The following is a 12205-nucleotide window of genomic DNA, read 5'->3' on the forward strand; positions in this document are numbered from 1 at the left end:
CTTGCTAACCCGCGAGGGTCAGCCGCACGGTCCCCGCGGGGACGGGTGCCTCCGAGGGCGCCCACGTGCCCTCCGACCGGTCCCAGGTGCGGTCGGCGACGGCCACCGACGTCATCGCCAACGGCTCCGCGACGGAGACGGCCCACTGCGCGACCGCCCAGTCGAGGCGGGTGCGGTCCTCGGGAGCCCCGAAGGCCGACGTGTCGACGAGCAGCGCGCCGGCGTCGTCCGCGACCACCGGCAGGCCGCCGAGGTCACGGTGCACCCGCGCGACGACCGCGTCGGCCGAGGCTGCTGCCGGGTCCGGGTCGTGCAGGTCGCACGTGAGCGTCGCGGGCGACCAGCCCGTGAGGGCCGACGCCCAGGCGCGCGATCGCGTCTCGTGCTGCGCGTACGCGTCAGGGAAGCCCGACCGCTGCACCGCCTGCGCGGCCTCGGTGATCGGGAGGTTCTCGTAGCCCTCGATCGTCACCAGACCGTCGTAGAAGCGCCTGGTGGCGTACACGGGGTCCAGCACCTGCTCCGCGGTGCCCCAGCCCTGCGACGGACGCTGCTGGAACAGCCCGAGGCTGTCGCGGTCGCCGTACGGCACGTTGACCAACCGGGACTCCTGCAGCGCGGTGGCCAGGGCGATCGTCACCGCGCGGGCGGGCAGTCCACGCTGGAGGCCCGTGGCTGCGATGAGGGCGGCGTTCTGGGCCTGGTCGGGGCTCAGCTTCCAGCGGGTCCCGTCGAGCTCCGCGACGCACTGCTGCGCCGCAGGAGGTGCCGGGTGGAGGCGTGAGAGGGCGACGACGACCCCGACGGTCCCGGCGACCAGCACCGCGACCGCGGCGACGACCGCGCACCCGGCCCGTCGGGCGCGCCGGGCTCGCCGCCGAGAGGTCACTCGTTGGCGTGCAGCGTCGCGTTCAGCTGCACGCCGGAGCCTGCACGTGCGACCGCCTCGACGCCGCCGGTCAGGGAGTTGCGGCGGAACAGCACGCCGTCGCGTCCCGCCAGCTCACGGGCCTTCACGACGCGCGGCGAGTCCTCGAAGCCGACGAGAGCGACCTTGGTGCCTGCCGTGACGTACAGCCCCGCCTCGACCACGCAGTCGTCGCCGAGCGGGATGCCGACCCCGGCGTTGGCGCCGAGCAGGGTGCGGCGACCGATGGACACGGTCTCCCGACCGCCGCCGGACAGGGTGCCCATGATCGAGGCGCCACCGCCGATGTCGGACCCGTCGCCGACGACGACCCCGGCGGAGACCCGACCCTCGACCATCGACGTGCCGAGCGTCCCGGCGTTGAAGTTGACGAAGCCCTCGTGCATGACGGTGGTCCCCGCCGCGAGGTGCGCGCCGAGCCGGACGCGGTCGGCGTCGGCGATCCGCACGCCGGACGGCAGGACGTAGTCGACCATGCGCGGGAACTTGTCGACGCCGAAGACGGTGACCGGGACCCCGGTCGCGGCGCGCAGGCGGCCGCGGGTCTCCTCGAAGCCGTCCACGGCGCACGGACCGCGGTCGGTCCACACAACGTTGGGCAGCACCCCGAACAGCCCCTCGAGGTTCTGCCCGTGGGGCTGGACCAGGCGGTGCGAGAGCAGGTGGAGCCGCAGGTACGCGTCGGCCGTGCCGGCCGGAGGCGCGTCCAGGTCGATCTCCGTGCGGATGACCTCCACGCGGACGCCGCGGGCGTCGTCGACCCGCGCGGAGGCGGTCAGCGACGCGGGCGCGCCCACGGACGGATCGGGCGAGCCCAGGGCTGGAGCGGGGTACCAGACGTCGAGCGTGGTGCCGTCGTCGGTCACCGTGGCCAGGCCGAAGCCCCAGGCCGTCCGTGCAGTCATGGCGACAACCCTAGGTCACCGGGGGTGCGGGCTAGGGTCTCGTCGTGGACACGGCCCTGGACCTCTCGTCGGATCTCGTCTCGCTCACCCGTGCGGTGTGCGACCTGCCGTCGGTGAGCGGCGACGAGCGGGTGCTCGCCGACGCGATCGAGACCACCCTGCGCCGCTACGCCCACCTCGAGGTGCTCCGCGATGGTGACGCGATCGTCGCCAGGACGAACCTCGGTCGGTCCTCCCGCGTGGTCATCGCCGGCCACATCGACACCGTGCCGATCGCCGACAACCTGCCCACCCGGCTCGTCGGGGAGGGTGCGCAGGCCGAGCTGTGGGGCCGCGGCACCGTGGACATGAAGGCCGGCGTGGCCGTGCAGCTGGCGCTCGCGGCGGAGCTGAGCGAGCCGACGCGCGACGTGACGTGGGTGTTCTACGACCACGAGGAGGTCGCCGCGACGCTCAACGGTCTGGGCCGGATCGTGCGGGAGCACCCGGACTGGGTGAGGGGTGAATTCGCGATCCTGGGCGAGCCCACGAACGGGGGCATCGAGGGCGGCTGCAACGGCACGCTGCGGGCCGAGGTGCGTCTCGCGGGGGTCGCCGCCCACTCGGCGCGGGCCTGGATGGGCAGCAACGCGATCCACGCCGCCGGCGAGGTGCTGCGCCGGCTGGAGGCGTACACGCCCCGCGAGGTCGAGGTCGACGGCCTGGTCTACCGGGAGAGCCTCAACGCGGTTCTCGTCTCGGGCGGGACCGCGGCGAACGTCATCCCGGACTCCTGCGTCGTCACCGTGAACTACCGCTTCGCGCCCTCGGCGAGCGTCGAGCAGGCCTCTGCCCACGTGCGCGAGCTCTTCGACGGGTACGACGTCGCGATCGTCGACGCCGCACCCGGTGCACGGCCGGGGCTGGACGACCCGCTCGCGCAGGAGTTCGCCCGTGCCGTGCTGACGATCACCGGTGGTGCACCGGCGGCCAAGTACGGCTGGACCGACGTCGCCCGGTTCTCCGAGCTCGGGGTCCCCGCCGTGAACTTCGGCCCCGGGGACCCGCTGCTGGCCCACAAGCAGGACGAGCGGTGCGTCGTCGGCCAGATCACCGTCGTGCACGCCGCGCTGCGGGACTGGTTGACCGCCTGAGGTGAACAGACCGGCTCGCCGGGCCCCGTCGACCTAGAGTCGGGGCCATGAGCGACGACGGCGTGTCCGCCCCGGGCCACGGGTACCGCAAGGGTCCGGTCCTGCTGCGCGGTCAGCAGATCCCCACCACCACCTCCGACCAGCGGCTCCTGTCCGGCCCCGGGGACGCGGAGTGGCTGCGCGGCGACCCGTGGCGGGTCATGCGGATCCAGAGCGAGTTCGTCGAGGGGTTCGGGGCGCTCGCGGAGGTCGGTCCGGCGGTCAGCGTGTTCGGCTCGGCGCGGGTGCCTGTGGACCACCCCGACTACGCCCTCGGCCGCGAGGTCGCGCGCCTGCTGGTCGAGGCGGGGTACGCCGTGATCACCGGCGGTGGCCCGGGGATCATGGAGGCCGCCAACCGCGGGGCGCTGGAGGCCGGTGGGCTGTCGGTCGGGCTGGGCATCGAGCTGCCGTTCGAGCAGGGTATGAACGACTACGTCGATCTGGGCATCAGCTTCCGGTACTTCTTCGCGCGCAAGACCATGTTCGTCAAGTACTCCGAGGGCTTCGTCGTGCTGCCCGGCGGCTTCGGCACGTTCGACGAGCTGTTCGAGGCCATGACCCTCGTGCAGACGCACAAGGTCATCAGCTTCCCGATCGTCCTGGTCGGCCGGGACTACTGGCAGGGCCTCATCGATTGGTTGAGCACCACAGTGCTGGCGCGCGGCATGATCTCGCCGGCAGACCTGGAGCTGCTCAAGGTGGTCGACACCGCTCAGGACGCCGTCGACCTGGTGCTCGAACGCGGTGCTCAGCTGCGTGCCGAGGAGCAGGCGGCGGCCGCCGCGACCGCTCGGGCGCAGCAGGCTGCCGAGGGCTCGGCGCGGTGAGCACGCCGCCGGCCGGCGCACAGCTGCGCCTGCGGGGGCGGTGGATAGCGCCCGGTCGCCCGGTCGTCATGGCCGTCATCAACCGGACGCCGGACTCGTTCTACGCCGCGGCGCGGTTCGACGACGCGTCCGCCGACGACGCCGTAGCTCGGGCGGTCGACGAGGGCGCCGACATCGTCGACCTCGGCGGGGTCCGGGCCGGCCGGGGACCGCGTGTCGAGGTCGGCGACGAGATCGCCCGGGTGATCCCGCTGGTCAGACGGGTCCGGGCGCGTCACCCGGACCTGGTGGTCAGCGTCGACACCTGGCGTGCGGAGGTGGCGCGGGCGGCGGCCGACGAGGGTGCGGACCTGGTCAACGACACGTGGGCCGGCCACGACCCCGCCTTGATGGAGGTCGCTGCCGAGCGCGGTCTCGGGATCGTGTGCTCCCACACGGGCGGCGCGCGTCCACGGACGGACCCGTTCCGCGTGGAGTACGCGGCCCTCGACGGTGACGACCCGCTCGACGGTGTGGTCGAGGACGTCGTCCGCACGGTGTCGGCGGCGGCGCGGCGCGCCGTGTCCCTTGGCATCGACCCGGCGAGCGTCCTGGTGGACCCGACGCACGACTTCGGCAAGAACACGTGGCACTCGTTGCACCTGGTCCGGCGTACCGAGGCGCTGGTGGCGCTCGGTTTCCCGGTGCTCATGGCGCTGTCCCGCAAGGACTTCGTGGGGGAGACCCTCGACCTGCCCGCCGAGGAGCGGCTCGAGGGCACGCTCGCCGCGACGGCGGTCGCCGCGTGGCTCGGTGCACGGGTGTTCCGGGCGCACGACGTGCGCGCGACCCGACGCACCCTCGATATGGTCGCCACCATCCGCGGGGACCGTCCCCCGGCTCGGACGGTCAGGGGGCTGGCGTGAGCGAGGTGCGGGAGGTGGACGACTCCGTCGACGAGTCGTCCGCGGAGCCGTACGCCGGACCGGGCCACGGTCTCTGGGCCTGGGCTGTGAGCCGTCCGTGGTGGGTCCAGGTGCTCCTCGTGTACGCGGCCGCGCGGCTGTTCACCACGGCGGTGTTCTTGTGGGTGGCGAGCGTTCAGGAGCAGAACCCGTGGACAGCCGAGCACCCGGGCTACTTCCCGTACGTCGGCTTCATGTTCGACGGCTCCTGGTACAAGAACGTCGCCGAGAACGGCTACCCGGCGCAGCTGCCGGTGGGTGCTGACGGGCTGGTCCAGCAGAACGCCTGGGCCTTCTTCCCGCTGTTCCCGATGCTCGCGCGCGGACTCATGGTGCTCACGCGGGCACCGTGGGAGGTCGTCGCGCCACTGCTCGCCCTCGTGCTGGGCGCCGGCGCGGTGCTCGCCATCCACCGGACGGTCGTGCGGGGCGCCCCCCGTGCGGTCGCCGCCCGCCCCGGTCTCCCGCTGGCGACGGTCGCCCTGGTCAGCGTCTTCCCCACCGCCGCCGTGCTGCAGGTCGCGTACACCGAGGCGCTGGCACTGCTGCTCGTGGCGAGCGCCCTGCTGCTGCTCCTGCGCCGCGACTACGGGTGGACGGCGCTCGTCGTCGTGGCGTTGGGCTTCACCCGCGCGGTGGCGCTGCCGATGGCCGTCGTCATCGTCGTGCACGCCGCGGTCCGCTGGTGGTCGTCGCGCCGCGGGACCGACACCTTCACGTGGCGCACGGGAGCCGCCCTCGCGGGGCTGGCGCTGCTGGCCGCGGCGTCCGGATTCCTGTGGCCCGCGATCTGCGGCTGGGTGACGGGGGTGCCGGACGCGTACCTGCAGACGCAGGAGGCGTGGCGCGGGGTCCGGGAGGTCGCGCCGTTCGGTGGCTGGTCCTACGTGCCGGAGTTCTGGTTCAAGTCCCGAGCCGTCCTGGTGGTGTCTCTGTCTTTCGCGCTCGTGATCGCCGTGCTCGTCGTGCCGGCCGCGTGGCGCCTGGGCAAGGAGCTGCACGCGTGGGCTGCCGCGTACATCGTGTACATCGCCGCGGTGGTGGAGCCGGGCAGCAGCCTGGCGCGGTTCCTCCTGCTCGCGTTCCCGCTCGCCGCGGTGACCGCGGGGGTGGTGACGCGCCCTCCGGTGGCGCGGCGCTGGTGGTTCGGTGCCGTCGTCGTGCTCATGCTCGGCCTGCAGGTGCTGTGGGTCCGGCAGATGTGGCACGCGGGCCCGACGGGGGACTGGCCGCCGTGATCACTCCGAATGTTGGACGTGCGTCCGATCGGCGGGTCTGACCGGTATCCGGACAGGTGGGGGGCCTCGCGTGAACTAGGATGGACCTCGGACAACCGGTAGACGAGGCCGACGTGGGGTGCGCGAAATCGCCCCCACGAGCCGCGCGCCGGACGCACGAGCGAAGGAGAGGCCCCGCATGGCCGCGATGAAGCCGAGGACCGGTGACGGCCCGCTCGAGGTCACGAAGGAGGGGCGCGGCATCGTGATGCGCGTTCCGCTCGAGGGCGGCGGACGGCTGGTGGTCGAGCTCAACGCGACCGAGGCCGCGGAGCTGGGTGAGGCTCTGACGTCCGTCGTCAGCTGACGATGGCGAAGTCAGGCGCTGCACGAGCACGGCCGCCCATCGGTCGCACCCCTCCGGAGGTGACCGTCGACGGTGGCAGCATCGCGACGACGACGCTGCTGACCGACGGGTCGACCGACGCGCTCGCGGTCCCTGTGGCGCCCGCGCGCGCAGGGGATGACGCGCTGCGCCCTCTCGGGGGCACGGCCGAGGCTGCAGCCCGCTACGGCGTCGACCTGGCCGAGATCGGCGAACGTGCCGGCCTGACCGGTGCGGCGGGCGAGATCTACGTGCTGCAGCTGCCCCGGCCGGTCGGCTCGTCCGTCACGCTGCCGTGGTCCGGGCTGCCGCCGCGGCTCGTGCTCGTCGGCGTCGGCTCCGGCCGGCCTGCGGACCTGCGGCGCGCCGGTGCTGCGCTCGCCCGATCCTCCCGCGGTCTGCGCCAGGTGGTCACGACGCTCGGCGCCGAGGCCCACCAGGACGACTCCGCCTCAGCCACGGCCGCGCGAGCCGTCGCCGAGGGCTACCTGCTCGCCGCCTACGTGCCGCCGACCTCGTCCACCTCGGGCGGCCCGGCGCGCGACGCCGCGGAGCTCGTCCTGCTCGGGCGCGACGGCAGGCGGACCGCCGCCGCCGTCTCCGAAGGCCGCACGGCGGCGACCGCGACCTGGCTGGCCAGGGACCTGGCGACCACGCCCTCCAGCACCAAGACCCCCGCCTGGCTCGCGGACCAGGCCACACGGCTGGGCACCGAGGCAGGGCTCGAGGTCGTCGTCCGAGGCACCAGGGAGCTCACCGCCGAAGGCTTCGGGGGCATCCTCGCCGTCGGTGCAGGCTCGGCCTCGCCGCCCCGCCTCGTGACCGTCTCCTGGACGCCGCCGACCGCGGGCGGCCGGCACGTCGTCGTCGTCGGCAAGGGCATCACGTTCGACACGGGTGGCCTCTCGATCAAGCCGCGCGAGGCCATGGTCCCGATGAAGACCGACATGACCGGCGCCGCGGTCGCCCTGGCCACGGTTCTCGGTGCCGCCGCTGCGGGTGTCGCGCACCGGGTCACGGCCGTGCTGCCGCTCGCCGAGAACCACGTCGGGGGCGCGTCCTACCGCCCTGGCGACGTGCTCACGATGTGGGGCGGCACCACCGTCGAGGTCGCCAACACCGACGCCGAGGGGCGCCTGGTCCTGGCGGACGCCCTGGCCTGGGCGGACGCCACCCTGGACCCCGACGTGCTCGTCGACGTCGCCACGCTCACCGGAGCGGCGACGCTCGGCCTCGGCAAGCAGTACGCCGCCCTGTACTCCGGCGACCAGGAGCTGGCCGACGCCCTCGTGGCCGCCGGCGACGCGTCCGGCGAGCTGGCGTGGCACATGCCGATGGTCGAGGAGTACGAGGACGCGGTGGCATCGCAGGTCGCGGACCTCCGGCACGTACCGGTCGACAAGCACATCGGCGGCGGCTCGATCACCGCGGCGCTGTTCTTGCGGCACTTCGTGGGTGCCCGGCGATGGGCTCACCTCGACATCGCCGGCCCGGCGCGTGCGGCGTCGGACAAGCACGAGATCACCGAGGGTGCGACGGGCTTCGGCGCCCGCCTCCTGCTGCGCTACCTCGACGACCTGCGCTGACGGTTCCCGCCCTCGGCAGCTGGTCGCCGCGGGACGAGTGCCGGTCGTCGACCGAGTTCGTGTGACCAGACCTGCGCGCACGCCCCGAAGCGGGCGCGCCCTCGGTGTGACTGGTCCCAGGCTCAGCGCTTGACGGCCACCAGCAGGCCGTCGCCCACGGGAAGGAGGGACGGGAGCAACCGGTCGTCGGCGCGCACGATGCGACCGACCTCCCGGATGGTCGTCGTGGTCTCGTCGCGCCGTGCGGGGTCGGCGACCCGGTCGTGCCACAGGGCGTTGTCGACCACGAGCACCCCGCCGGGGCGCAGCAGGCGCACCGCCTGCTCGACGTAGCCGCGGTAGTTCTCCTTGTCGGCATCGACGAACACCAGGTCGTAGCCACCGTCCGTGAGTCGCGGCACGACATCCAGCGCGGTGCCCGAGATCGTGCGCGTGCGAGTGGGCTTGACGCCTTCCTCGGCGAACGCCTCCTTGGCGGCACGCTGGTGCTCGACCTCGAGGTCGATCGTGGTCAGGACGCCGTCCGCCGGCATCCCGCGCAGCAGGTACAGCGAGCCGACCCCCGTCCCGGTCCCGATCTCGACCACCGCGCGGGCGGCGACCGCCGCGGCGAGCACGCTCAGCGCTGCGCCCGTCCCCGGCAGCACCGGGGTGCACCCCAGCTGCGCGGCGCGCTCGCGGGCACGCAGCACGATGTCGTCCTCCGGCAGGAACTCCTCGCAGTAGACCCAGCTCTGGGCCTTGTCGGTGGAGATGGTGGCCTCCCGGGGCGCGCGACGACGTGGTGGTGCAACGGTCGTCTCCCAGCGTAGTCGGCTGCCCCCGCAGCGGTGCGGGGCGCGCGCGGTCCGCTACCGGCGGAACTTCTCGCCCGCCGTGGGCGTTCCTAGCGTTCGAGGCTCACAGGTCGACCTGGGACAATGAGCCACGATGTCACGCACCGAGGAGACCAGTTCTGTGGCCAGCCAGCCCGCCGCCCAGCCCGCCGCCTGGCAGGCTCCGTCGTGGGAAGAGATCGTCCGCGACCACTCTGCGCGGGTGTACCGGCTGGCGTACCGCCTCACGGGCAACAAGCACGACGCCGAGGACCTCACGCAGGAGACGTTCGTCCGCGTGTTCCGCTCGCTGCACGCGTACACCCCCGGCACGTTCGAGGGCTGGTTGCACCGCATCACCACCAACCTCTTCCTCGACCAGGCCCGCCGCCGTCAGCGCATCCGCATGGACGCCATGGGGGAGGACTCCGAGCGGTACGCGTCCCGCGACCAGCTTGGTGCGCCGGAGCGGGCGTTCGAGCACGGCAACCTCGACCTCGACATCCAGCGCGCGCTCGACCAGCTTCCCCCGGAGTACCGCGCGGCGGTGGTGCTGTGCGACATCGAGGGACTGTCCTACGAGGAGATCGCGGTGACGCTCGGCATCAAGCTGGGCACCGTCCGATCCCGCATCCACCGTGCTCGCGCGCGACTGCGTGTGTCCCTCGAGCACCGCGCGCCGACGGCGTTCACCGGTGCCGACCCCTCCCCGCTGACGGTCCTCGGATGAGCCACCTCGGGTCGCGGATCAGCGCGCTGGTCGACGGGCAGCTCTCGGTGCAGGACACCGAGAAGGCCCTCGCCCACGTCGCCGTCTGCCCCGAGTGCTGCGCCGAGCTGACCGCGCACCGCGCCGCCCGCCACGCCCTGGCCTCCGCCGACGAGGTCGCGCCGAATCCCGACCTCACCGCGCGGCTGCTCTCGCTCGCGGCGGACTCGCCCGGCACGGACACGTTCGCCGGCGACCCCTTCGCACCGCCGGTCCGGCAGACCCGCGACGAGCTGGCCTCGTACGGCGTGGCCAGCGGTGGCCTGGGATCGCGCGGGTGGCGCGGGAGCGGGTCGCTGCGCGGGGACGTCGGTCACCGGCGCTCGTCCGTCCGGATCGCCGCCGGCTCGATGGCGGGTCTCGGCGCGGTGGCGGCGATGCTCTTCGTGCTCGGCGAGCGGCCCGACGTCGTGCCCACCGTGCACCCCGGGGTCGACCTCGGGCTGCTCGGACAGGCGACCGCCGAGCGCCCCGCCGCACTGGACCCGGTGGTGGACACCAGCCCCTGGCCCGTCGCCGACGGCACGGCGGACTCCTCCCACCAGACCGTGGCGTGGCTGCGTGCGCACGCCTGGACGTTCCCCGCCGAGCTCCCGGACGGTTGGTCCGTCACCGCGGTGCGCTGGTCCGGCGACGACTCCCGGGTGCTCGAGGTCGCCGTGACGAGCGCCGACGGGACGTCGTTGGTCGTCACCGAGCAGCAGGGGCGCCTCGAGACGACCGCCCTGGCCGGCGCCCCCACCAGCGAGGTCGGCGGGCGGCAGGTGTACGTGCTGTCGTTCGAGCCGTGGCACGTCGTGTGGCAGGCCGACGGCACGGTCGTCCAGGTGGTCGGCTCGCAGTCGTCGGGCTCCGCCGAGTCTCTTGTGGGAGCCTTTCCTGGCGGCGCCTTCGACGACGGCGTACCCGCGCGGATCACGCGCGGCTGGGACACCGTGACAGGAGCGCTCGAGCGGCCATGACGATCCCCAACGACGCGCAGCCCGTCGCGGCGCCCGCCGACGACGCCACGCCCGTCACGGGGCCTGCCGACGACGCCACGCCCGGCACGGTGCCTGCCGACGACGCGCAGCCGGTCGCGGTGCCCGTCGGCGAGGACGCGCGGCAGGCCMCCGCGAGCCCGTTCGCTCCGCCGTCCGGCCGCCGCGAGCTGCCGCCCACACCCCAGGCCTCCGAGGTCGACGGGACCACGCAGCCGCCGGCCGCCCCGGTCTCGGCCGCACCTGTCGCGCCTGTCGCGCAGGCATCGCCCCGCCCGCCGGGGGCCCACTGGGCGGTGCCTCACGGCTCCGTGCCGAGCTTCACCCCTCCGACGCAGTCCGTGCCCCCGAACCCGCACGGACCGGCCGTCCAGCAGCCGGTCCCGGAGCCGTGGGCCGGCGTCCCGTACGCGACGACGGGCACGACGGCCGGTGGCGAGCCCGTGCCGCTGCCCGGTCAGCCCGGCGTGTCGCACACCGTCGTCCTGCACCGCAAGCGGCGGCGCACGCTCTCGGCGGCCTGGGTGGTCCCGCTCGTGGTCATCGCGCTCGCCGCGGGCGCCGTCGGTGGCGTCCTCGGATCCCGGCTCACCGAGGACGACCATCTCGCGGACGCGGGTCTGCCCGTCGCTCCCGTCGGTGCCGGTCCCGTGGAGCGGGCGCCGGACTCGGTGGCGGGCATCGCCGCCGGGGTGCTGCCGAGCGTCGTGTCCATCCAGGTCGACGGCCCCGGCGGCAGCGCGACCGGGTCGGGCTTCGTGCTGCGGGGTGATGGGTACCTCGTCACCAACAACCACGTGATCGCGCAGGCCGACGGAGCAGCGTCCACGACGATCACCGTGACGTTCGGCGACGGCAGCGAGCAGGACGCGACGATCGTCGGGCGGACAGCCGACTACGACCTCGCCGTGCTCAAGGTCGACGCGGAGGGCCTGACACCGCTGCTGCTCGGCGACTCCGACGCGGTCGTCGTGGGCGACCCCGTGGTAGCCGTCGGCGCACCGCTGGGCCTGGCCGGGACGGTCACGACGGGCATCGTCAGCGCGCTCAACCGCCCGGTGTCGGCGGGCGAGGCCACCGAGTCGGACGACCAGGCCTTCATCAACGCGATCCAGACGGACGCCGCGATCAACCCCGGGAACTCCGGCGGCCCGCTGGTCAACGCGGCCGGTGAGGTCATCGGTATCAACTCGGCGATCGCACAGCCGCCGGGGTCCTTGTCGATGGTCGGCGGGAGCATCGGCCTGGGGTTCGCCATCCCGTCGAACCAGGTGCGTCGCACGGCGGACCAGCTCATCGAGACGGGCACGGCGACGTACCCGATCATCGGCGTGCTGCTGGACCAGCGGTACACCGGCGAGGGCGTGCAGGTCTCGACGGACGTCCAGGAAGGGCGGCAGCCGGTCACGGTCGACGGGCCGGCCGAGCGCGCCGGGATCCACCCCGGCGACGTCATCCTGGCCATCGACGGACGGCCGGTGACGGACCCCGACGAGCTGATCGTGGCGATCCGCGCGCGCACCCCGGGGGACACGATCGTGCTGCACGTGCGCAGCGGCTCCAGCGAGCGCGACGTGCGCGTGAAGCTCGACGAGTCGCCGACGGACTGACCTCGCCGCTGCGCACGGCGCAGCCCAGAGCACAGCCCGAGCACAGCCAGAGCACAGCCAGAGC

General features: G+C 73.8%; 12 protein-coding genes. 9 read left to right on the plus strand and 3 right to left on the minus strand.

What is annotated here, in order from left to right:
• Window positions 1-4: 4 nt before the first annotated feature.
• Both ASG23_RS03630 and dapD read right to left on the minus strand, forming a co-directional pair.
• Window positions 5-889, minus strand: coding sequence for a hypothetical protein (locus ASG23_RS03630; protein ID WP_056020117.1), 885 nt, complete (start codon window positions 887-889; stop codon window positions 5-7).
• Window positions 886-1833, minus strand: a complete 948-nt coding sequence (gene dapD / locus ASG23_RS03635; protein ID WP_056020120.1) for a 2,3,4,5-tetrahydropyridine-2,6-dicarboxylate N-succinyltransferase — start codon at window positions 1831-1833, stop codon at window positions 886-888. The genes ASG23_RS03630 and dapD overlap by 4 nt, the downstream gene beginning before the upstream one ends.
• Window positions 1834-1877: 44 nt before the next feature.
• On the opposite strand from dapD, the gene dapE reads away from it, so the two are divergent.
• The 6 genes from dapE (at window position 1878) to ASG23_RS03660 (ending at window position 7967) form a co-directional block, all read left to right on the plus strand.
• A complete protein-coding gene (dapE, locus tag ASG23_RS03640) occupies window positions 1878-2966 on the plus strand; it encodes a succinyl-diaminopimelate desuccinylase (RefSeq protein ID WP_056020123.1) in 1089 nt (362 codons plus the stop codon).
• Window positions 2967-3013: 47 nt separating this feature from the next.
• The gene (locus tag ASG23_RS03645; RefSeq protein WP_056020126.1) at window positions 3014-3835 is read left to right on the plus strand and encodes a TIGR00730 family Rossman fold protein; all 822 of its coding nucleotides are present in this window, start codon (window positions 3014-3016) and stop codon (window positions 3833-3835) included.
• Entirely contained in the window at window positions 3832-4740 is a 909-nt protein-coding gene (gene folP, locus ASG23_RS03650; protein WP_200941492.1) for a dihydropteroate synthase, read from the plus strand. Before ASG23_RS03645 ends, folP begins: the two co-directional genes overlap by 4 nt.
• Window positions 4737-6017, plus strand: a complete 1281-nt coding sequence (locus ASG23_RS03655; protein ID WP_056020131.1) for a hypothetical protein — start codon at window positions 4737-4739, stop codon at window positions 6015-6017. Before folP ends, ASG23_RS03655 begins: the two co-directional genes overlap by 4 nt.
• A 178-nt stretch (window positions 6018-6195) precedes the next feature.
• Entirely contained in the window at window positions 6196-6363 is a 168-nt protein-coding gene (locus tag ASG23_RS19410; RefSeq protein ID WP_013772033.1) for a DUF3117 domain-containing protein, read from the plus strand.
• Window positions 6364-6422: 59 nt separating this feature from the next.
• Window positions 6423-7967, plus strand: a complete 1545-nt coding sequence (locus ASG23_RS03660; protein WP_327019457.1) for a leucyl aminopeptidase family protein — start codon at window positions 6423-6425, stop codon at window positions 7965-7967.
• Between the two features lie 122 nt (window positions 7968-8089).
• On the opposite strand, the gene ASG23_RS03665 is transcribed toward ASG23_RS03660, so the two are convergent.
• Window positions 8090-8722 (minus strand): O-methyltransferase, encoded by a 633-nt coding sequence (locus ASG23_RS03665; protein WP_056020135.1) that lies wholly within the window; start codon window positions 8720-8722, stop codon window positions 8090-8092.
• Window positions 8723-8897: 175 nt separating this feature from the next.
• Between ASG23_RS03665 and sigE the strand changes: the two genes are divergently transcribed.
• The 3 genes from sigE to ASG23_RS03680 are packed head-to-tail and all read left to right on the plus strand — an operon-like array spanning window position 8898 to window position 12141.
• Window positions 8898-9512, plus strand: coding sequence for an RNA polymerase sigma factor SigE (gene sigE / locus ASG23_RS03670; RefSeq protein ID WP_056020138.1), 615 nt, complete (start codon window positions 8898-8900; stop codon window positions 9510-9512).
• Window positions 9509-10513 carry a zf-HC2 domain-containing protein gene (locus tag ASG23_RS03675; protein WP_056020141.1) on the plus strand — a complete coding sequence of 335 codons (1005 nt, stop codon included), beginning with the start codon at window positions 9509-9511 and terminating at the stop codon, window positions 10511-10513. Before sigE ends, ASG23_RS03675 begins: the two co-directional genes overlap by 4 nt.
• Window positions 10510-12141 (plus strand): S1C family serine protease, encoded by a 1632-nt coding sequence (locus ASG23_RS03680; protein ID WP_082515732.1) that lies wholly within the window; start codon window positions 10510-10512, stop codon window positions 12139-12141. Before ASG23_RS03675 ends, ASG23_RS03680 begins: the two co-directional genes overlap by 4 nt.
• The last annotated feature ends 64 nt before the right edge of the window (window positions 12142-12205 follow it).

This window comes from Cellulomonas sp. Leaf395 (assembly GCF_001424125.1).
Taxonomy (GTDB): Bacteria; Actinomycetota; Actinomycetes; order Actinomycetales; family Cellulomonadaceae; genus Cellulomonas.

Coding starts and splice junctions, on each gene's coding strand:
- dapD (WP_056020120.1), bottom strand. CDS start 1,833: ATGACTGCACGGACGGCCTGGGGCTTCGGCCTGGCCACGGTGACCGAC.
- ASG23_RS03645 (WP_056020126.1), top strand. CDS start 3,014: ATGAGCGACGACGGCGTGTCCGCCCCGGGCCACGGGTACCGCAAGGGT.
- ASG23_RS19410 (WP_013772033.1), top strand. CDS start 6,196: ATGGCCGCGATGAAGCCGAGGACCGGTGACGGCCCGCTCGAGGTCACG.
- sigE (WP_056020138.1), top strand. CDS start 8,898: ATGTCACGCACCGAGGAGACCAGTTCTGTGGCCAGCCAGCCCGCCGCC.
- ASG23_RS03675 (WP_056020141.1), top strand. CDS start 9,509: ATGAGCCACCTCGGGTCGCGGATCAGCGCGCTGGTCGACGGGCAGCTC.